Source organism: Mesorhizobium sp., from assembly GCF_004963255.1.
GTDB lineage: Bacteria > Pseudomonadota > Alphaproteobacteria > Rhizobiales > Rhizobiaceae > Mesorhizobium.
This window is the reverse complement of sequence record NZ_SUGA01000001.1, coordinates 458764-476735: the sequence shown is the minus strand read 5'-3', so window position 1 is coordinate 476735 and position 17972 is coordinate 458764. Positions and strand designations below refer to the sequence as shown.

The window sequence follows — 17972 nt, the reverse complement described above, 5'->3', positions numbered from 1 at the left end:
ATGCAGGCTCGGGACATCATGACGACGCCGGTCGTCACAATCGCCACCTCTGCCTCGGTCGCCGAAGCGGCCGATCTGATGCTGACCAGGAACATCCGCTGCCTGCCGGTCGTGGGAGACGACGGATCGCTGGCTGGCATCATCAGCGAAGGCGATTTTCTGCGCCGGGGCGAACTTGGCACGAGACGGGCGCGGCCTCGCTGGCTGGAGTTTCTTGTCGGTCCAGGCAAGCTCGCCGACGAGTATGTCCGTTCGAGCGGCCGCCGGGTGGCCGAGGTCATGACCGCCGGCGTCGTTTCGGCAGCGCCAGGCGCTTCGCTTGCCGAGGTCGTCGAGCTCATGGCGACCCACGACATCAAGAATGTGCCTATCCTTGACGCGGACAAGATCGTCGGCATCGTCAGCCGCTCCGATCTGATGCGCATCCTGCTCCGCACTCTGCCCAAGTCAGGTTCTGCGACTGTCGACGACGAGGTCATCCGCAGGAACATTCTTGCCGAGCTGCGGGGGCAGTCCTGGAGCGTCGGCGGCGACCTTATCGGCGTCACCGTCGACAAGGGAGACGTTGAGCTGAGCGGCGCCATCTTCGACGAACGTCAGCGACAAGCTGCCGTGGTTGCGGCCGAGAACGTTGCCGGTGTCAAGAAGGTCACGGACAAGCTCTTTTGCGCCGGGCCATTCTCGGTGGTGCTTGTCTCTTGAAGCGCGTCGCGCTTCCGGCGCACGCACTCAAGTCGCGGACAACGGCATCAGGGGCCGAACCAGCAGCAGCGCAAAGACAATGAGCGCCGCGCCGGCGATGGCGTCGGCCATCCTCTTGCCGCCGCTCAGCCGCCCGCCCAGCAGCAGCCACATCGATCCGGTCACTGCCGTGATCACGAGCAGCGTAACCCAAGCGATGCCCAGCGCGGCCGCCTCGATGTCCATCGGCACGATGGCCACGCAATAGATGAACGCCTTCGGATTGAGGGCGGTGGTCGCCAGGATGGAGATGCCACCGCCGTTTTCGGTTGCCTCGGCGCGCCTGGCCGCCATCGGGCGAAAGCCAAGGATCACCAGCCACGCGGCAGCAACCAGTTGAACCGACTGGACAGTGGCAGGCGGCACCAGGGAACGCAGCGAAAGCCAGAAGGCCGCCGCGATCCCGTATCCGCAGGCTTGCGCGGCAAGGAGCGTGGTGGCGTTCTGCCGCTTGACGGCGCCTGCCGCCAGAAGAGCGTTGGTCGGCCCTGGCGCGGCAAAGAGCAGAAATGCTTCCAGAAGATGCAGATTGTCCAAACTGCCTGCCTCGTGCACGAACCTGTCGACTGCAGACGTCTCACCGGCGCCGACTGCCGTCAACGCATCCTGTGTTCGTCACACGGGCGAAGCCGCCTGTTCTCGGCTGGGGTAGCCCGGGCGGCTCACAGCGGCAACCTATCAAGGCCGCGGCGTCGTTGCTCGATCAACGGATAGATTGCAGACGCGCGATCAAGTCGCCATTGCGGCAATAGGCCGGCGGATGATCGGCATGCTCGGTTTGGTCGAGCCAGGCCGCGCATTCATCCTGGTGGCCGCAGGAGCGGCACCGGTCCACGGCGCGACTGGTAACGGCGACGTGGTCCGCCACGACTCGCAACTGCCTGTCGACGCCCATTTTCTGCATCATGCGTCCCATCAAGACGGTTCTGGCGTCAGCGCCCATCAGATATTCGAGAAAGCTCATGGCGGCACACTCCTCAGTCGGCAATCATTGCCATGCCGAGCAGCGCGCGACATTGATCTCGATCAAGCCGGTGAACCAGCGACCTAGCCCGTCGTACCGAACATCGCGCCAATGCCAGCCGTCAAGGCCATCGCCAGCGCTCCCCAAAAGGTGACGCGAGCTGTCGCCTTCCACATATTGGCGCCGCCGGCCCTCGCGCCGATTGCGCCCAGCACCGCCAGGAACAGCAACGATGCGACCGAGACAACGGCAACAAGTCTCGAGGGCGGCGAAATCAGCACCATCGCCAGAGGCATGACCGCACCGATTGAAAACGCCGCCGCGGAAGCCAGCGCCGCCAGGATGGGTCGTGCGGCGGTTGCCTCGGAAATGCCAAGCTCGTCACGGGCATGGGCGCTGAGCGCGTCCTTGGCCATCAATTGGTCGGCCACCTGCAACGCCAGGCGAGGCTCCACGCCCCGATCGATATAGATCTGCGCAAGCTCCTGTCTCTCGAATTCCGGCTGGGTGGCCAGTTCCTCCCGCTCACGGGCGAGATCCGCCTTCTCGGTGTCGGCCTGGGAACTGACGGATACATATTCCCCCGCGGCCATCGACATGGCACCGGCCACGAGGCCGGCGACACCCGCCACGAGGACACTGGTCGTGGTGGCGTTGGCGGCCGCAACTCCGATGATCAGGCTGGCTGTCGAAACGATGCCGTCATTGGCGCCGAGCACGGCGGCCCGCAGCCAGCCAATGCGCGACACCAGGTGATTTTCAGCGTGAAGGCGGCTCATGGTCGCGGCGATGAACAGTTGAATATTGCCATTGTATTGCCTCCATCCCGAAACGCGCAGGAATGCAGCTTCATTGCTTGGTGATCGGAGCAAATGCCCTGATCCAAGTCAAACGGCTGCACGGATTTGCCGGCGCGGCACTTTTCGCAAGCCAAGGCGCGCTGACAGCCAGCTGTCAGCTAACTCGTGAGATAGTGCGGTGAGAAGGCATGCGACGGTCCGGCCGTTGCGCGCCCTGAAGCCGGGATGCAATGCTTATGAAAAAGATCGCCCTATCGCTCTTCGTGATCGCCTCGTCGGGTGCCTATGTCTGGGATCAGGCAGGCACACCACCAGCCAACGACCTGGTCGATATGGATGGCGCCCCCGGTACCGCAACGCAGGGCGCTTCGCAGCCATTCGTGCCATCAGCATCGGCCGACCCAGTCACGGCGCCTGCGAAGTCCCAGCGCAAGATTTCCCAGGATGCGCAGCGGGAGCCGGTCCTGCAGAGACCGGCCGAAATCAAAGCGGACACCACGGCATCGATCGCAATCGCACCAAAGCTGGCGCCGGCCATCGTCAGCCCGCCGCAAGCCGCGAAGCTGGCGCCTCCGCCGCCGAAACAAGATCCCGCGCCGCCGGCCGCGAGTGCACCCACACCTAATGCGCCGACATTCGCGGTGACACCTGCGGTGTATATCCCGATCCCGCAGCCGCGCCCCATATATCCGCAAACATCCGCGCGGGTGATTCATACCGGCATGAAGCTCGCGACGCACGGCTATGCCGACGGGGTCTATACCGGCCCCGCGGCCGACGCCTATTACGGCATCATCCAGATCCAGGCGCTCGTCCAGGGCGGCCGCCTGACGGCGCTCAAGGTCCTGAAATATCCCAATGACCGCCGTACCTCCGTCAGCATCAACCGGCAGGCGTTGCCCATGCTGCGCGACGAGGCGATCAGCGCGCAAAGCGCCGATGTCGACATCATCTCGGGCGCCACGCTGACGAGCAAGGCCTTTATCCAATCGCTGGGCGGCGCCCTGAAAAAGGCGTCGACGTAGTTCCATGCGGGAGACGCGGATCATGATGGGCATGCCCATCACCGTCGACCTTGGCGGCGCGTCCGGCGACCTTGTCGCGAATGTCTTCGACTATTTCGACGATGTCGACCGGCGTTTCAGCACCTACCGTGCGGACAGCGAGATCTCCGCCATAAACCGGGGCGACATTCCGGTCCGCGACTGGAGCTGCCAGATGATCCACGTGATGCGGATCGCCGAGCAAACCAGAAGGGAAACCGCCGGCTATTTCGACATCCACAGGCCCGACGGCGCGCTCGACCCTTCCGGCATCGTCAAGGGCTGGGCTATCCGCAACGCGGCCGAGATCGTGCGTCGGGCGGACGTCGGCGACTTCTTCATCGAGGCGGGCGGCGACATCCAATCCTGCGGCAGGAATGCTTCCGGCAGAGATTGGAGCGTCGGCATCCGCAATCCCTTCCACACGGACGAGATCGTCAAGGTGGTCTATCCGCGTGGACATGGCGTGGCCACTTCCGGCACATACGCGCGCGGGCAACACATCTACAATCCTCGCGCGGCTCATGATCCGATCAGCGACATTGTCAGCCTGACAGTCATCGGCTCCGATGTGCTCGAGGCCGACCGCTTCGCCACCGCCGCCTTTGCGATGGGCCGGGACGGCATCCTCTTTATCGAGCAGACGCCGGGGCTCGAGGGATATCTCATCGACAGCAACTGCCGTGCCACGCCGACAAGCGGCTTCGGAGCCTTCTGCCAGTCATGATCAAGACCCTCGACCGTCTTCTCGACCACCTTACAATGTACCGGCTGGTGCTCTACTACCTGGCGGCCCTGCTGATCGCCGCCTTCGTCTTCAGCTTGCTGAAGCTTGTGCCGCATGATCCAACAGCGCTGGGCTTCACGACCGCCCTGGTGCTGGCCACGTGCTGGATTACCAACAAGGTTTTTGCGCGCATCTTCGGGGTTCCGGCCAACGGCGAGTCTGTCTACATCACCGCGTTGATCCTGGCACTCATTCTCGATCCGATTGCCCCCACCGAAGCCAAGGCCATCGGCGCCGTGGCGTTCGCGTCGGTCTGGGCGATCTCGTCGAAATACATCCTGGCCGTCGGCGGGAAGCACCTGTTCAATCCGGCCGCCCTTGGCGTTGCGTTGACAGCGCTCCTGCTCGATCATCCCGCCACATGGTGGGTGGGCGGCAACATCTGGCTCTTCCCCCTGGTGCTTGCGGGCGGCGCTCTTGTGGTGCGCAAGCTGCGCCGCCTCGATCTCGTGGCCACGTTCCTCGCAGTGGCGCTGGCGACGATACTGGCGACCACCGACCCATCCCAATATGGCACCGCTCTCGCGGAGACCTTCAGTTCGTCGCCGCTGCTGTTCTTCGCCTTCGTGATGCTGACCGAGCCGCTGACGGCTCCGACGACACGCTGGCCGCGCATCGCCTGTGCCGGGATCGTCGGCTTTCTGTTCGCGCCCAACATCCATATCGGTTCGTTCTATTTCACACCCGAGCTAGCTCTCCTGGCGGGTAACCTCTTCGCCTACGCCGTGAGCCCGAAGGGCCGGTTCGTGCTGACTTTGGAACGCATCGAGCAAACCGCCATCGACAGCTACGACTTCATCTTCAAGTCGCAGCGAAAGCTCGCCTTCCAGGCAGGCCAGTACCTTGAATGGACACTTGGCCTCGAGCGCTCCGACAATCGCGGCAACCGCCGCTACTTCACGGTCGCCTCATCGCCTACCGAGCAATCGGTGCGGCTGGGCGTCAAGTTCTATCCGCAGTCGAGCGCCTTCAAACAGGCGCTGGGCGGCATGAAGCCCGGCGCCACGATCCACGCGTCGCAACTGGCCGGCGATTTCACGCTTCCATCAGATCCGGACACCAAGATCGCTTTCCTGGCCGGCGGCATCGGCATCACGCCGTTTCGTTCGATGCTGCAATATCTCGTCGATCGCAAGGAGATGCGGCCCATCGTCGTTCTCTACGGCACGGAGGGACAAGACGACATCGCCTATCGAGACGTGCTCGGCCGGGCGAGACGCGAACTGGGAATAAAGACGTTCCATGCGGTAGCCAAGGGTGCTGAGCGCGGGCAGTACCCGGGCTATATCGACGCTCGTCTGGTACGCCTCACCATGCCCGACTACCTCGAACGCACCTTCTACATCTCCGGCCCGCAGGTAATGGTCAAGGTGCTGCGCGGGAAGCTGCTGGCCATGGGGGTTCGCCGTTCCAGGATAAAAGTCGACTATTTCCCCGGATTTGCCTGAACACCGCTCAAGCATGCCGTGGCAGGTGGATGGTCACCGCCAGACCGGAGTTGGCATTGGCCATTTCGAGACGGCCGCCATAGGCTTCGACGATATCCGAAACGATCGCCAGGCCGAGGCCGTTGCCGCCGCCCTTGCTGTCAAGCTGAACGCCACGCACCAGAGCGGCGTGCAGGGCGGCCTCGGGAATGCCCGGCCCATCATCGATGACCTTGATGATCACCTCGCCCGCGCTTGCCGATGCGCTCACATGAACCACGGACCTCGCGAAACGCGTCGCGTTCTCCACCAGATTGCCGAGAATCTCGGATAGATCGCCCTCGTCGACCGGCACGATGAAATCCTCGGCGGCGTCTATGACGAATGAGAGCTGCTTGCCCCTCGGCGTGCGCTTGACGACCGCGACCACGCCGCTCGCCACCTCCCGGATACGGCAGGCGGCATCGCCGGAAACGCCGGGCGCCAGACGAGCGCGTGCCAACTCCCGTTCGACATGGCGGCGAATCGCGCTCGCGCTCTTCTCGATTTCGTCGGCAAGCTCGCTTTCGCCTTTCTTGCGCAGGGTCCGGATGTCGGCGGACAGGACCTGCAGCGGCGTCTTGAGGCCGTGCGCAAGGTCGGTGGCGCGCGAGCGCGCCCGAGAGAGGGCTTTCTCTTGGGCGTCGAGCAGGCGGTTGATCTCGTCGGCGAGCGGCTGCACCTCGCTCGGCGCGGCCACGTCCAGCCGCGCCGTCCGCTGCGCGATCACGTTCTTGACGGCGATCCTCAGGCTTTCCAGCGGCGCCAGGCCGACGGTTATCTGGATGAAGAAAGCTCCCATCAGGGCGGAGGCCAGCACAATGAGGGCCGGCGCAAGGTCACGGACATACTCGCCGACGGAAACTTCCACATTGCGATGGTCTTCAGCCGCGACGGCGCGAAAGGCCCGCCCGTCGGCGTCGGTGATCGTGCGAATGACGGCGACGGTGAGCTCGCCGCCGGGCCCCTTGAGCTCTTCCTTCCGCAACTCGCCGTTGCCGGCCTGTTTGGGCAGGGCCAGCGTCGCATCCCACAGGGAACGCGATCGAACGAGATTGTGGGTGGCCAGATCTTCCACTTGCCAGTAGTGGCCGGACAGCGGATTGGAGAAGCGTTGGTCGGCCAGCGTGGACGCGACCAACAGACGGCCATCGGCCGTGAAGCTCGTCGCGGCGATCAGTTCGTTGAGATCGTCCGTCAGCTCACTGACAACACGCCTCTCGACGTTCAGTTCGAACAGATAGCGAAGACCGACACCGGCGATGGCAAGGGCGATGACGATCGATATCGCCGCAGCCGACCAGAGCCTGAAACGGATCGAATTGCGCATCAATCGGGCCCGTCGGGGACAAAGTAACCGAAACCGCGACGCGTCTCGATGATCTTGCTGCCAAGCTTGCGCCGCAGACGCGCCACGATGACCTCGATCGTGTTGGGATCGCGTTCGTTGTCGGAACTGTACAGATGCTCGGCAAGCTCGGTTGATGCGACCACACGGCCGGCATGATGCATCAGGAACGCGAGAAGCCGATATTCGAGCGGCGAAAGCGCCACCGGAACGCCGCGAAGCGAGATGCGCATCTGGCGCGTGTCGAGCAGCAAAGGGCCTGATTTCAGCACTGGTGCCGCCTGCCCGCTCGAGCGGCGCAGGATGGCTCGCAGCCGCGCCAGCAGTTCCTCCATTTCAAAAGGCTTCGGAAGATAGTCGTCGGCGCCGGCGTTGATGCCTTCGACGCGCTCGGTCCACAGCCCCCTCGCCGTCAGGATGAGGACGGGAAAGCGACGGCCATTGGCGCGCCAGCGCTTCAGCACCGTGAGGCCGTCGAGCTTCGGCAGTCCGAGGTCGAGAATCGCCGCGTCGTAGTTCTCGACATCGCCCGCAAACCAGGCCGCGTCACCATTGTCCACGATGTCGACGGCCATGCCCGAGGCCTTCAGGACCGCTGCGATGTCGGCCGCGATGCGCGGTTCGTCTTCAGCCACGAGGATCTTCATCTGTGGCCGCCTTCATCATCTTTGACACCGCCCGCCTCGGCATCGACGTCAACGATCCGGCGCCGGCCGTCGGCGGCGACCACCTGGAACCGATAAATCCATTTGCCTTCGGCGCGAATGAGATCGACCGAAACAATCTCGCCGGGAGCCTTGGCGCGCACGACGGCCATGATGTCGGCAAGACCCTCGATTTCGCCGCGCTCATGGAGATCGCGCGCCCGATCGTGATCGTCGTCGTCATCCTGCGCCCTGACGGCCGACGGCAGGGCCATCACAAGCGCGGCCACGCCCAGAGCTGCCAGGCTCATCGATACGGTTTTCATGGAAGGGAGCTGTCGCATGCGGAAGCTGTCAAACCGCTGTCAATCATCGTCAGCCGCCGGCAAGGGCCACATCTCTATCAAGGGCCATCGCGCCCGATGACGGGCGCGCGGAGAAGGATACGAAACCATGCGCAACTTTCCTGTCTTGCTTGTCGCCCTCGGCGGCCTGGCCACTTTTGTCATACCCGCCTCCGCGGAATCGGACCATGGATCATGCCGAGCCGCACCCGCCGCTTCTTCCGCAACAATCGACCTCGAGTCCATCCCCGTGATGAGTGTCACCGGTCCCAAGTCGGTCAAAGGTGTCGGCGACGACGAATGCGGCGACGGCAAGACTGTATCCGGCGCGCGCAGTGATCGGGAAGACGAGGAAATCGGCGACAGCGACGACTGAGGGCCGATCGAGCGGCCAACGACCATCACCCATCCTCCTGGAGAATCTCCGCAATGCCCGAAATTCAGCATATCCACCCCATGCTCGTTCATTTCCCCATCGTGCTCATGTACGCGCTCGTGATCATCGACCTTGCCGCGCTCACCCACCGCAGCGCCGTGACGACGCGCTCGGGCATAGGGACGATTTCCACCTTTGCCGCCGTCGGCGCAGGGCTGTTTGCCGTCTGCACCTGGTACTTCGGCGGCATGGCCCTCGACCACGCGGAGGCCGCCGGCTTCAGCAGCGAGATAGCGGAAATCCATGAGGGCCTGGGCGGGATCAGCGCCCTGACCTTCCTGGGCTGGGGCCTGCTCCGGCTCGTCCTGTGGGTGCGAAATCGAGAGCTGGGCACGCTGGCCCCGGCCATTCCCGCGATTGAAATAGCCGGCGCAGCGCTGGTCACTGTGACGGGTTATTATGGCGGGCAGCTGGTCTACGACCTTGGCGTGAACGTCACCAAGGCCGCGGTCGGGGGGTGACGTTTCGATGCTCGACCTCGATACGCCGCCATACAGGAAGCGCGCTCTTCCACTTCTAGACCGGTGCGAGTGGCGCCCAGCGGCGGTCATCGAGCTGCCTCCCCCAGCTTAACCCGCGGCGCGGCCCGGTCTGGTCGTGGCTCGATCCAGATGTGGAGCAACCGCTTTTCGTCTGCGCTTGCCGCGGCTGCCATGGGCGAAGAGCCAGCTCTTGGTCATTTCCGACACAAGCACATAGAGCGCGGTGATCGCGAGCAGCCCGGCCAGCACCGGTCCTGCCAGGGGCACAAATCCGAACCAGCCGGCAAACGGGGCAAAGGGGATGGCGATGGAGATAATGCCGACGCCGAGGGTCAGGCCCGCGAGCAAATGGCTGGGACGGCTGCGCCACAGCCTTTTGTGGGTCCGCACGACGAGCACAATGGCAAGTTCGGTGAGCACGGATTCCACGAACCACGCGGTCTGAAACGTGGCCGCCGTGGCGTGAACGACCAGAAGAAGGAACGCGAAGGTCGCAAAGTCAAACAGGGAACTCACCAGCCCGAAGCTCACCATGAAACGCCTGACGAAACGGATGTCCCAGTGACGCGGCCCGCGCACCTGGTCGGCATCGACATTGTCGCCCGCGATCGCCAGAGCCGGGATGTCGGAAAGGAAATTGTTCAGCAGGATCTGCTTTGCCAGCAGCGGCAGGAACGGCAGGTAGAGCGAGGCCGCGGCCATGCTGATCATGTTGCCGAAATTGGCGCTGGTGGTGATGGAGATGTATTTCATCGTGTTGGCGAAGGTCTTTCGGCCGTCATCGACGCCCCGCACCAGCACACCCAGGTCGCGCTTCAGCAAGATGATGTCCGCAGCCTCACGCGCGACATCCACGGCGGTATCGACCGAGATGCCGATATCTGCTTCGTGAAGCGCCGGCGCGTCGTTGATGCCGTCGCCAAGATAGCCGACGACGTGACCGCTCCGGCGCAGCGCCTCGACAATCCGCTCCTTCTGGTTCGGATCGATCTCCACGAAGAGATCGGTGTGGCGCACACTGGCGAGAAGCCCATTCTTCGTCAGTTTCGACAGGTCTTCGCCGGTCATGATCCTGGCGGATCGGAGGCCCACAGCCTCGGCCAGGTGCGCGGCGACATAGCGGTTGTCGCCGGAAATCACCTTTACGCCAATGCCGCGGTCAGTAAGCGCCGACAGTGTTTTCCGCACCCCCTCTTTCGGGGGATCGAGGAAGAGCAGGAAGCCCGCGAAGGCCATTCCGGTTTCGTCGTCACGACTGAAGCCAGCCTTGTCCTGAAATCTCCGGATCGCCAGGCCGAGAACGCGATATCCTTGCGCGCTCCAGCGCCTGAATTTCTCGTCGATCGCCTGGCGCTCCGCCGCGCCAAGGGGTGTCAAGCCGTGCGGACCTTGAACGAAGCCACACGCCTCGACGACATTCTGGACTGCTCCCTTGGTGATGAGGATCTGTTCGCGCGAGCTGTCCCCCGCGGCGACGGACAACCGCTTGCGGACAAAATCGTAAGGGATCTCGTCGATCTTGGTAAAACCGGACAGATCCTCGTGGTCATGCGGAGCACTCGCAATTGCTTCGTCCAGGGGATTCTTCAGCCCTGTCTGCAAGGTCGCGTTCAGCCGCGCCCAAAGCAGGACGTCCTTCGAAGCGGTGCCCTCGACATCGAACGATCCATCGAGGTGAATGACGCCCTCCGTCAGCGTTCCTGTCTTGTCGGTGCAGAGCAGATCCATGCTGCCGAGATTCTCGATCGCGTCGAGGCGACGCACGATGACGCCGCTGGCGGCCATCGTGCGCGCGCCTTTGGCCAGGGTGACGCTGATGATTGCGGGAAGCAGTTCAGGCGTCAGGCCGACAGCGAGGGCAAGCGAAAACAAAAGGGATTCGATCAGTGGCCGGTTGAGCATCACATTGGCGAAGAACACCATGATGACAATCGCGAGCATGATCTCGGTCATCAGAAAACCGAACATTCTGATGCCTCGGGCGAACTCGGTTTCCGGGATCCGCCGCTCCAGGGCTTCGGCGATCGACGCGAACTCGGTCCGCGCTCCCGTGGCGACGGCAAGCACCTTTGCCGTTCCGCTGCGAACCGAGGTGCCGGTGAACACGGCATTGGTCCGTTGCGCGATGCCGGCTTCGGGCGCGGAGCGGCCGGCGGATTTCACGACGGGAAAGGTTTCGCCGGTCAGAACGGATTCGCTGACGTTGAAATCCCGCGACTCCAGGATGACACCATCGACGGGGATGAGATTTCCCGCCGACAAGCAGATGACGTCGCCAGGAACGATGTTCTCGACATCGACAGTCCGTTCGAAGCTGTCCCGAAGCACGGTGGCCTTGCGGGAGATGCGCTGCTGCAGCGCCTCCATGGCACGAGAGGCGCCATATTCCTGGGTGAAGCTGAGAATACAGCTGGCAAGCACAATCGCGCCGATGATCGCTGCTTCATGACCTTCGCCGACGAACACCGAAACGGCGGCGGCGAACACCAGGATCAGGACCAGCGGACTGCGAAACTGGCGCGCGAGCACAGCCAACGCCGATCGGTTCGACCGAGGCACCAAGGCGTTTCGTCCGAATTTGGCAAGCCGGGCCGCCGCATCCGCGCTCAGCAATCCGGAAGTGGAGGTCTCCAGTTGTCCGACCAGCCGATCTGCTTCAAGCGACCAGTAGGCCTGCTTGGCGATGTCGGGCGCGCGGTCGGTCGGCTGCGGTTCGGCGGGCCGGACCGCCGCCCGTTCCGTCGGATCGGCTCCACCGGTCACCATGGCCGAGCGATCAGTTCGACAACAGGCGATTGATATTGCTCTCGCCGATGAGCGTGCGTGTGACGCCGCCGAAGGCCCATTCCCGCAGCCGGCTGTGACCATAGGCGCCGGAGACGATCAGATCGGCGTGGATTGAGCGCGCGAACGCTACCAGCCTGTCGCCATCCGCTTCGCCGGCGATCACTTCGGTTCGCGCCATGACGCCATGCTGCTCCAGAAAAACCGCGACGTCGGCGTGGCTGTTTCGCACATCTTCCCCGGGCTCGATTTCCATCGTGGCGACGACCACTTCGTTGGCTTTCGCCAGAAACGGCAGGGAATCGGACAAGGCCCTTCGCGCTTCCCGGCTGTCCTTCCAGGCGACAAGGACGGTCTTGCCCAGGAGATGCTCGGCATTGCCCGCCGTGACCAGCACCGGGCGACCGGCGCCAAGCACGAGGCTACCGACATCGACGGCACGGAAGACATCCTCGCCGCCCTCGGCGGTCACGATGAGATCGGCCAAGCGGGCCGCAAGGCCGAGGGCGCGGGTCGGTCCGCAAATGTATTGCGTCCATTCGCTGCTGACCGAGCCGGGGACGAGCTTCTCGAAGATATCGCGCAATTCGGCAAGGCGCTTCTCGATCTCGGTGCGCTGGACCTGCATGACCTCGCCTTCGTAGACCAGGCCCTCGCCCGTGGACACCAAAGGCGGGACGTCCGCGGCGGCAAGGCCGACGAGGTGGGCATCGAAGCGCTGCGCCAGTTCCGCCGCCAGCTTCACGACCGGCGCGGGGTCTGTATCAACGGCCAGATTGACGATTATCGTTTTATAGGACATGCAGGCACCTCGCTCGGAACGCGGAATGCCTTGTCACTTGCATTGTGCGAGCTTGGGGCGCCTTGATACAGATCAAATCGTCGCGGCGGCGCGGCTGTTTGGCGGGCGGAATGATGCGTGCTAAATCGGCGGCCGCTGCTGTTTCTCGATCCGGAGACCGCTCGTGAGCAAGACGGAACAAGGCCGGCCAGAAGCAGCCAAGCCATCGCCGCTGGCCGCCCTCGATATCTTGCCGGAACACGATCTTCTCGCCCTGATGTTCGACCAGGCTCCGGGCTTCATAGCCTTGCTCAGCGAGCCGGACCATGTCTTTCAGCTGACCAATGCCGCGTTTCAGCACTTGATCGGCCAGCGGCAGGTTATCGGCAAGTCGGCTCGCGAGGCCTTGCCCGAGCTGGAGGGCCAGGGATTCTTCGAATTGCTCGATCGCGTCTTCGAAACCGGCGAGCCTTATGTCGGCCGCAGCGCCAAGATCGTCCTGCGCAACGATGAAACCGGCCTTGCGGAGGAGCGCATCCTCGATTTCGTCTACCAGCCCGTCAGGGCCAGGGATGGCCGGATCACCGCAATCTTCATTCAGGGCACCGACGTCAGCGATCTGTCATTCGCCAACGCCGCGCTGCAGCTTCGCGAGGATCACCTGCGTTCGATCCTGGCGACAGTGCCCGATGCGATGATCGTCATCGACGAACGCGCCAAGATCCAATCCTTCAGCACGGCGGCCGAGATATTGTTCGGCTACAAGGCCGACGAGGTCATCGGAAGAAACGTCAAGATGCTGATGCCCTCGCCGTACCGGGAGGAGCACGACGCATACCTGCAGCGTTACCTGACAACGGGAGAACGCCGCATTATCGGTCTCGGCCGAACGGTAACCGGAATGCGCAAGGACGGATCGACCTTTCCGATGGAACTCGCGGTCGGCGAAATGCATCCGGGAACGGGCCGTTTCTTCACCGGTTTCTGCCGCGACCTGACGGAGCGCCACACCACTGAAGCCAGGATGCAGGAGCAGCAGCAGGAACTGCTGCACATGGCCCGTTTCACCGCGCTCGGCGAAATGGCCTCCACATTGGCGCATGAGATAAACCAGCCCCTGACGGCGATCACGAACTATCTCAAAGGCAGCCGCCGTCTGCTCGAGAAAAGCAAGGACGAGAATGCCGCAATGTTGCGGGAAGCCGTCGAGAGGGCCGCCGAACAGGCGTTGCGCGCCGGCGACGTCATCCGCCGTCTCAGGGACTTTGTCGCCAGGGGCGAAAGCGAGCGTCAGGTGGAACGCCTGTCGGGGCTCATCGACGATGCTTCATCGCTGGCCCTTGTCGGCGCCAGGGAAGCGGATGTACGCGTCAGCTACGATCTCGATCCGACGGCCGAACTGGTCTTGACCGACCGGATTCAGATTGAGCAGGTATTGCTGAACCTGATGAGAAACGCCGTGGAGGCCATGCAAGGCGCGCCACGGCGTGAATTGCACGTCGTCACCAAGGCGCGCCAAGACGCGATGGTGGAGGTCGGCGTGATCGACACCGGCCCGGGGCTGGCGCCCGAGGTTTCTGCCCAGCTTTTTCAGCCCTTCGTCACCACCAAGAAGCAGGGAATGGGGGTGGGTCTGTCCATTTGTCGCACTATCGTCGAGTCGCATGGTGGTCATATTTGGGCCGAGTCGATGCCCGGCGGAGGAACGGCATTTCGGTTCACCTTGCGTGCCGTAGAACAGGACGAGGTTGCCCGTGGCCAATGATGTCGTTCATGTCGTCGATGATGACGTCGATGTTCGCAAGTCGCTGGGTTTTCTTCTTGCGACAGCCGACTTTGCCGTGCGCCTGCATGACTCGGCGACCGCATTCCTGGCACCGGAACCGAAGGAGATCGACGGCTGCATCGTCACCGATGTGCGTATGCCCGGCATTGACGGCATCGAGTTCCTGCGGCAGTTGAAGGCACGCGGCCTGAATGCGCCGGTGATCGTGATGACAGGTCATGCCGACGTCGCGCTCGCCGTGCAGGCGATGAAGGAGGGCGCTGCCGATTTCATCGAGAAGCCATTCGACGACCAAGTGCTCATCGATGCCATTCGCTCCGCCCTGGATCACCGAAGTCAGCCCGTTGCGGCGCACCCGCAATCAGCCGAGATTCGAAAGAACCTTGCGACGCTGTCGGAGCGGGAGCGCCAGGTGCTCGACGGGCTTGTTTCGGGACTGCCGAACAAGACGATTGCCTATGATCTAGGGATCAGTCCGCGGACCGTTGAAATCCATCGCGCCAATGTCATGAGCAAGATGGGCGCCAGCAGCCTCTCGCATCTGGTGCGCATGGCCTTGATCGCCGATCCGAAGAGCTAAGGTTCGTCGCGCTGAAATGCGCGCCGCCTGGAAACGCCACACGCCAGCGGGCGGCGCGCATCAGTGCGGATTCTGCAGGAAGCCAAGCTGGTGCTCCTCCGGATTCCAGACACGCCAGTGGGTCGGACGTATGTCGACCCGAGCCCCGGTGGCGACATTCTTCCAGCCCACCGGCGCCTTCTCGCAAGGGAACACGAGCGCGTGCACGCCATCGTTGTCGATGACGGCCAGTTCGAGGTCGCGGCCAGATGGCGCGCTTGCGATCGGATTCCACATTCAGCCAGTGTGATCGAAGATTCGCTCCGCGCTTTGATTTGAGTCACATTTTTTCGGCCAGAAGGCCCCTCGGCGCGAATCAGGGGCCGTTGAACGGGCATGGTTCGGCTCTTTTATCCGAATCGCTCCTTCTTGCGGCTTGTTTGACGCGGATCAACGATGGCTGCTCATACCGGTGCTTTGATGCCGGCCTCGACAGGTCGCGCATGAATTGCAATGCGGTCGCGGTCGACCGTGTCAAACGCGGGACGTCGCGAAGCGGATGGGTCAGTTCAGCGAGGATGCCTGTCGAGCAGGTCCGCCGACCTCTCTCTGGCGCGTGCTGGAAGACCTGCGGTGAAAGAGCGGAGGCGGCGGCACTTGTTGCCCAATCCATCTTTAAGGAGAAAAGCCATGGCTGAGGCCGCTACCAAACTGCCCGTGAGAACCGAGAAGAACGTTCCCGCCCGATCGGATAACTGGGCGGGACCTTTCGAGAGCCTGCGACGCGAAATCGACCGGCTTTTCGATGACTTTCATCCCTTCGATTTCCATCTGCCCGCCACCCGTTCGCTCTTCGGCAGGGACTTCCCCGCGAAGTTGCGCGGTGAATGGCCCGTGGCGCCGGCGATGGACCTGGTGGAAAAGACCAACGAGTACGAGATCACGGCGGAACTGCCGGGCATCGACGAAAAGAACGTCGACATCAAGCTCGCCAACAACGTGCTGACGATCAAGGGCGAGAAGAAGGAAGAAAAAGAGGAAAAGGAGAAGGACTACTATCTCTCGGAGCGCCGCTACGGCTCCTTCCAGCGCTCGTTCCGGCTGCCCGAAGGTGTAAACGCCGACAAGATCGACGCCAGTTTCACCAAGGGCATTCTGACTGTGAAGCTGCCCAAGACGGCCGAAGCGCAGAAGGCCGAGAAGAAGATCACCGTCAAGGCTGCCTGAAGCCACAGATCGTCATTTCCTCAGTGCATCGGGCCGGTGCACTGAGGAGCCTCATTTCTTTGGATCCGAAGGTTTCCCTGCGGCCTCGGCTTGATGCTCCGCGATTTCGAGCTTCTGTCTCTCACGGGCAAGCAGGTTCTCGATCACCCGGCGCTTCTGCGGGTCAGTTTCCGCGGCAAGCAAGTCTTCGAAATGGGCAATATTAGCCCGTGCAATGAACCGGTCCACGACTACCCTCAATGCAGGCTGTTGATCATTCCTACTCCAAATATCGCGGTCATCCACTTTTTTTGTGAAACACAAGCCCGCTGGCTGAAGCCGCCTCCAGTCGCATTGTCTCGACCGCGGGAGGCATCCCGGAATTGACATAGCTCAAAGTGAGATCCTCGCATGCCTCGTATGGTGTCGGCCAGGTAGATCAACGCGCTACCCAAAACGAATTTCGGCTGCACAGGAGCTCGACATGAATTACCAGCGGTTCTTCGAGGATGCGATCGACCAGCTCCACGCGGAGCGGCGCTACCGCATCTTCGCCGACCTCGAGCGCATGGTGGGCAAGTTCCCGCGAGCCATCTGGCGGTCCAACGGCCGCGCCCAGGAAATCACCGTCTGGTGCTCCAACGACTATCTCGGCATGGGCCAGAACGAGGATGTGATTGCCGCCTTCCAGACCGCGGCCGGCAAGATGGGCTCGGGCGCCGGCGGCACCCGCAACATCTCCGGCACCTCCAACCCGCTGGTCGAGCTCGAGCAGGAGCTCGCCGACCTGCATGACAAGGAAGCAGGGCTCGTCTTCACCTCCGGCTTCGTCTCCAACGAAGCCTCGATCTCGACCATCGCCCGGCTGCTGCCCAACTGCCTGGTGCTCTCCGACGAGCTCAACCATGCCTCGATGATCGAGGGCGTGCGCCGCTCCGGCGCGGAAAAGAAGATTTTTCGCCACAACGACGTCGCGCATCTGGAAAGCCTGCTGCAGGCGGCGGGACGCGAGCGCGCCAAGCTGATCGTGTTCGAGAGCGTCTATTCGATGGACGGCGACATCGCGCCGATCAGAGAGATCGTCGAGCTGGCCGAGCGCTACAACGCCATGACCTATATCGACGAGGTGCATGCGGTGGGCATGTACGGACCGCGCGGCGGCGGCATCACCGAGCGTGAAGGCCTTGCCGACCGCATCGACATCATCGAGGGAACCTTGGCCAAGGCCTTCGGGACGCTCGGCGGCTACATCACCGGCACCAGTGCCGTGATCGACGCGGTGCGCTCCTATGCGCCGGGCTTCATCTTCACCACCGCGCTGCCGCCGGCGATCGCGGCCGCCGCCACCACCTCGATCCGGCACCTCAAGCGCTCGCAGGCCGAGCGCGACGCGCAGCAGCGCCAGGCGGCGCGCACCAAGCAGGTGCTTGCCGCGGCCGGCCTGCCGGTGATGGAATCAGCCACCCATATCGTGCCGCTGCTGGTCGGCGATCCCGAGCTTTGCAAGATGGCCAGCGACCGGCTGCTTGGCGTGCACGGCATCTATATCCAGCCGATCAACTATCCGACGGTGCCGCGCGGCACCGAGCGGCTGCGCATCACGCCGACGCCGTTCCATTCGGACGCGCTGATCGCCGAACTGCAGGACGCCCTGGTCGAGACCTGGGATGCGCTCGGCATCCCTTATGCCGGCTCAGGCCGCCCCGCCGTCGCCAAGACCGACCGGATCATTCCGCTGCTGGTGAACAAGGCTGGCGGCTGAAATCCGGGACGTTGAACTTGTCCGGAGCGATGCGCCGTT

20 protein-coding genes are annotated in these 17972 nt (G+C 63.2%); 10 read left to right on the top strand and 10 right to left on the bottom strand.

The window, feature by feature from the left end; all coding sequences use genetic code 11:
• Positions 1–702, top strand: a complete 702-nt coding sequence (locus E5X34_RS02120) for a CBS domain-containing protein (protein WP_292560401.1) — start codon at positions 1–3, stop codon at positions 700–702.
• A gap of 27 nt (positions 703–729) precedes the next feature.
• On the opposite strand, the gene E5X34_RS02115 is transcribed toward E5X34_RS02120, so the two are convergent.
• From E5X34_RS02115 to E5X34_RS02105, 3 genes are all read right to left on the bottom strand, one after another.
• Positions 730–1341, bottom strand: coding sequence for a hypothetical protein (locus tag E5X34_RS02115; protein ID WP_292560398.1), 612 nt, complete (start codon positions 1339–1341; stop codon positions 730–732).
• Positions 1342–1444: 103 nt separating this feature from the next.
• A complete protein-coding gene (locus tag E5X34_RS02110; RefSeq protein ID WP_292560395.1) occupies positions 1445–1705 on the bottom strand; it encodes a DUF6455 family protein in 261 nt (86 codons plus the stop codon).
• Between the two features lie 83 nt (positions 1706–1788).
• Positions 1789–2484 carry a VIT family protein gene (locus E5X34_RS02105; RefSeq protein WP_292560392.1) on the bottom strand — a complete coding sequence of 232 codons (696 nt, stop codon included), beginning with the start codon at positions 2482–2484 and terminating at the stop codon, positions 1789–1791.
• A gap of 257 nt (positions 2485–2741) precedes the next feature.
• Here E5X34_RS02105 and E5X34_RS02100 point away from each other — a divergent pair, with 257 nt between their 5' ends.
• The 3 genes from E5X34_RS02100 to E5X34_RS02090 are packed head-to-tail and all read left to right on the top strand — an operon-like array spanning position 2742 to position 5783.
• On the top strand, positions 2742–3530 hold the full coding sequence (locus E5X34_RS02100; protein WP_292560389.1) for an FMN-binding protein: 789 nt from the start codon (positions 2742–2744) through the stop codon (positions 3528–3530).
• 22 nt (positions 3531–3552) lie between these two features.
• Entirely contained in the window at positions 3553–4275 is a 723-nt protein-coding gene (locus E5X34_RS02095; RefSeq protein ID WP_292560386.1) for an FAD:protein FMN transferase, read from the top strand.
• Positions 4272–5783: an RnfABCDGE type electron transport complex subunit D gene (locus tag E5X34_RS02090; RefSeq protein WP_292560384.1), complete on the top strand. Its 1512-nt coding sequence runs from the start codon at positions 4272–4274 to the stop codon at positions 5781–5783. Before E5X34_RS02095 ends, E5X34_RS02090 begins: the two co-directional genes overlap by 4 nt.
• A 7-nt stretch (positions 5784–5790) precedes the next feature.
• Here the strand turns inward: E5X34_RS02090 and E5X34_RS02085 are convergent, their stop codons facing one another.
• From E5X34_RS02085 to E5X34_RS02075, 3 genes are read right to left on the bottom strand one after another with little or no spacing between them, the layout of a single operon-like run.
• The gene (locus tag E5X34_RS02085; protein WP_292560382.1) at positions 5791–7131 is read right to left on the bottom strand and encodes a HAMP domain-containing sensor histidine kinase; all 1341 of its coding nucleotides are present in this window, start codon (positions 7129–7131) and stop codon (positions 5791–5793) included.
• On the bottom strand, positions 7131–7796 hold the full coding sequence (locus E5X34_RS02080; protein ID WP_292560379.1) for a response regulator transcription factor: 666 nt from the start codon (positions 7794–7796) through the stop codon (positions 7131–7133). The genes E5X34_RS02085 and E5X34_RS02080 overlap by 1 nt, the downstream gene beginning before the upstream one ends.
• The gene (locus E5X34_RS02075) at positions 7793–8104 is read right to left on the bottom strand and encodes a PepSY domain-containing protein (RefSeq protein WP_292560376.1); all 312 of its coding nucleotides are present in this window, start codon (positions 8102–8104) and stop codon (positions 7793–7795) included. Before E5X34_RS02075 ends, E5X34_RS02080 begins: the two co-directional genes overlap by 4 nt.
• A 142-nt stretch (positions 8105–8246) precedes the next feature.
• Here E5X34_RS02075 and E5X34_RS02070 point away from each other — a divergent pair, with 142 nt between their 5' ends.
• Entirely contained in the window at positions 8247–8513 is a 267-nt protein-coding gene (locus tag E5X34_RS02070; protein ID WP_292560373.1) for a hypothetical protein, read from the top strand.
• Positions 8514–8566: 53 nt separating this feature from the next.
• Complete coding sequence (locus tag E5X34_RS02065) at positions 8567–9034, top strand: DUF2231 domain-containing protein (RefSeq protein WP_126062676.1); 468 nt, start codon at positions 8567–8569, stop codon at positions 9032–9034.
• 108 nt (positions 9035–9142) lie between these two features.
• Here the strand turns inward: E5X34_RS02065 and mgtA are convergent, their stop codons facing one another.
• Positions 9143–11821, bottom strand: a complete 2679-nt coding sequence (mgtA, locus tag E5X34_RS02060; RefSeq protein WP_292560369.1) for a magnesium-translocating P-type ATPase — start codon at positions 11819–11821, stop codon at positions 9143–9145.
• A gap of 10 nt (positions 11822–11831) precedes the next feature.
• A complete protein-coding gene (locus E5X34_RS02055) occupies positions 11832–12641 on the bottom strand; it encodes a universal stress protein (protein ID WP_292560366.1) in 810 nt (269 codons plus the stop codon).
• 256 nt (positions 12642–12897) lie between these two features.
• On the opposite strand from E5X34_RS02055, the gene E5X34_RS02050 reads away from it, so the two are divergent.
• Positions 12898–14385, top strand: a complete 1488-nt coding sequence (locus tag E5X34_RS02050; RefSeq protein WP_292560766.1) for a PAS domain-containing sensor histidine kinase — start codon at positions 12898–12900, stop codon at positions 14383–14385.
• Positions 14375–14986 carry a response regulator FixJ gene (fixJ, locus tag E5X34_RS02045; protein ID WP_127867470.1) on the top strand — a complete coding sequence of 204 codons (612 nt, stop codon included), beginning with the start codon at positions 14375–14377 and terminating at the stop codon, positions 14984–14986. Before E5X34_RS02050 ends, fixJ begins: the two co-directional genes overlap by 11 nt.
• A gap of 60 nt (positions 14987–15046) precedes the next feature.
• On the opposite strand, the gene E5X34_RS02040 is transcribed toward fixJ, so the two are convergent.
• Positions 15047–15262 (bottom strand): hypothetical protein, encoded by a 216-nt coding sequence (locus E5X34_RS02040; protein ID WP_292560362.1) that lies wholly within the window; start codon positions 15260–15262, stop codon positions 15047–15049.
• 393 nt (positions 15263–15655) lie between these two features.
• Here E5X34_RS02040 and E5X34_RS02035 point away from each other — a divergent pair, with 393 nt between their 5' ends.
• Positions 15656–16192, top strand: a complete 537-nt coding sequence (locus E5X34_RS02035; RefSeq protein WP_127867472.1) for an Hsp20/alpha crystallin family protein — start codon at positions 15656–15658, stop codon at positions 16190–16192.
• 51 nt (positions 16193–16243) lie between these two features.
• Here E5X34_RS02035 and E5X34_RS02030 read toward each other — a convergent pair whose 3' ends face one another.
• Positions 16244–16420, bottom strand: coding sequence for a hypothetical protein (locus E5X34_RS02030; protein WP_189475880.1), 177 nt, complete (start codon positions 16418–16420; stop codon positions 16244–16246).
• Positions 16421–16655: 235 nt separating this feature from the next.
• Between E5X34_RS02030 and hemA the strand changes: the two genes are divergently transcribed.
• Positions 16656–17933: a 5-aminolevulinate synthase gene (gene hemA, locus E5X34_RS02025; protein WP_292560357.1), complete on the top strand. Its 1278-nt coding sequence runs from the start codon at positions 16656–16658 to the stop codon at positions 17931–17933.
• Positions 17934–17972: the final 39 nt, after the last annotated feature.

What these genes read in the sequence shown, in the direction of transcription:
- E5X34_RS02110 (WP_292560395.1), bottom strand. Translation starts at nt 1,705, where the DNA reads ATGAGCTTTCTCGAATATCTGATGGGCGCTGACGCCAGAACCGTCTTG.
- E5X34_RS02040 (WP_292560362.1), bottom strand. Translation starts at nt 15,262, where the DNA reads ATGTGGAATCCGATCGCAAGCGCGCCATCTGGCCGCGACCTCGAACTG.
- E5X34_RS02055 (WP_292560366.1), bottom strand. Translation starts at nt 12,641, where the DNA reads ATGTCCTATAAAACGATAATCGTCAATCTGGCCGTTGATACAGACCCC.
- E5X34_RS02100 (WP_292560389.1), top strand. Translation starts at nt 2,742, where the DNA reads ATGAAAAAGATCGCCCTATCGCTCTTCGTGATCGCCTCGTCGGGTGCC.
- E5X34_RS02095 (WP_292560386.1), top strand. Translation starts at nt 3,553, where the DNA reads ATGATGGGCATGCCCATCACCGTCGACCTTGGCGGCGCGTCCGGCGAC.
- E5X34_RS02090 (WP_292560384.1), top strand. Translation starts at nt 4,272, where the DNA reads ATGATCAAGACCCTCGACCGTCTTCTCGACCACCTTACAATGTACCGG.
- hemA (WP_292560357.1), top strand. Translation starts at nt 16,656, where the DNA reads ATGAATTACCAGCGGTTCTTCGAGGATGCGATCGACCAGCTCCACGCG.
- E5X34_RS02065 (WP_126062676.1), top strand. Translation starts at nt 8,567, where the DNA reads ATGCCCGAAATTCAGCATATCCACCCCATGCTCGTTCATTTCCCCATC.
- E5X34_RS02085 (WP_292560382.1), bottom strand. Translation starts at nt 7,131, where the DNA reads ATGCGCAATTCGATCCGTTTCAGGCTCTGGTCGGCTGCGGCGATATCG.
- E5X34_RS02105 (WP_292560392.1), bottom strand. Translation starts at nt 2,484, where the DNA reads ATGAGCCGCCTTCACGCTGAAAATCACCTGGTGTCGCGCATTGGCTGG.
- E5X34_RS02035 (WP_127867472.1), top strand. Translation starts at nt 15,656, where the DNA reads ATGGCTGAGGCCGCTACCAAACTGCCCGTGAGAACCGAGAAGAACGTT.
- E5X34_RS02080 (WP_292560379.1), bottom strand. Translation starts at nt 7,796, where the DNA reads ATGAAGATCCTCGTGGCTGAAGACGAACCGCGCATCGCGGCCGACATC.
- E5X34_RS02070 (WP_292560373.1), top strand. Translation starts at nt 8,247, where the DNA reads ATGCGCAACTTTCCTGTCTTGCTTGTCGCCCTCGGCGGCCTGGCCACT.
- mgtA (WP_292560369.1), bottom strand. Translation starts at nt 11,821, where the DNA reads ATGGTGACCGGTGGAGCCGATCCGACGGAACGGGCGGCGGTCCGGCCC.
- E5X34_RS02120 (WP_292560401.1), top strand. Translation starts at nt 1, where the DNA reads ATGCAGGCTCGGGACATCATGACGACGCCGGTCGTCACAATCGCCACC.
- E5X34_RS02075 (WP_292560376.1), bottom strand. Translation starts at nt 8,104, where the DNA reads ATGAGCCTGGCAGCTCTGGGCGTGGCCGCGCTTGTGATGGCCCTGCCG.
- E5X34_RS02050 (WP_292560766.1), top strand. Translation starts at nt 12,898, where the DNA reads ATGTTCGACCAGGCTCCGGGCTTCATAGCCTTGCTCAGCGAGCCGGAC.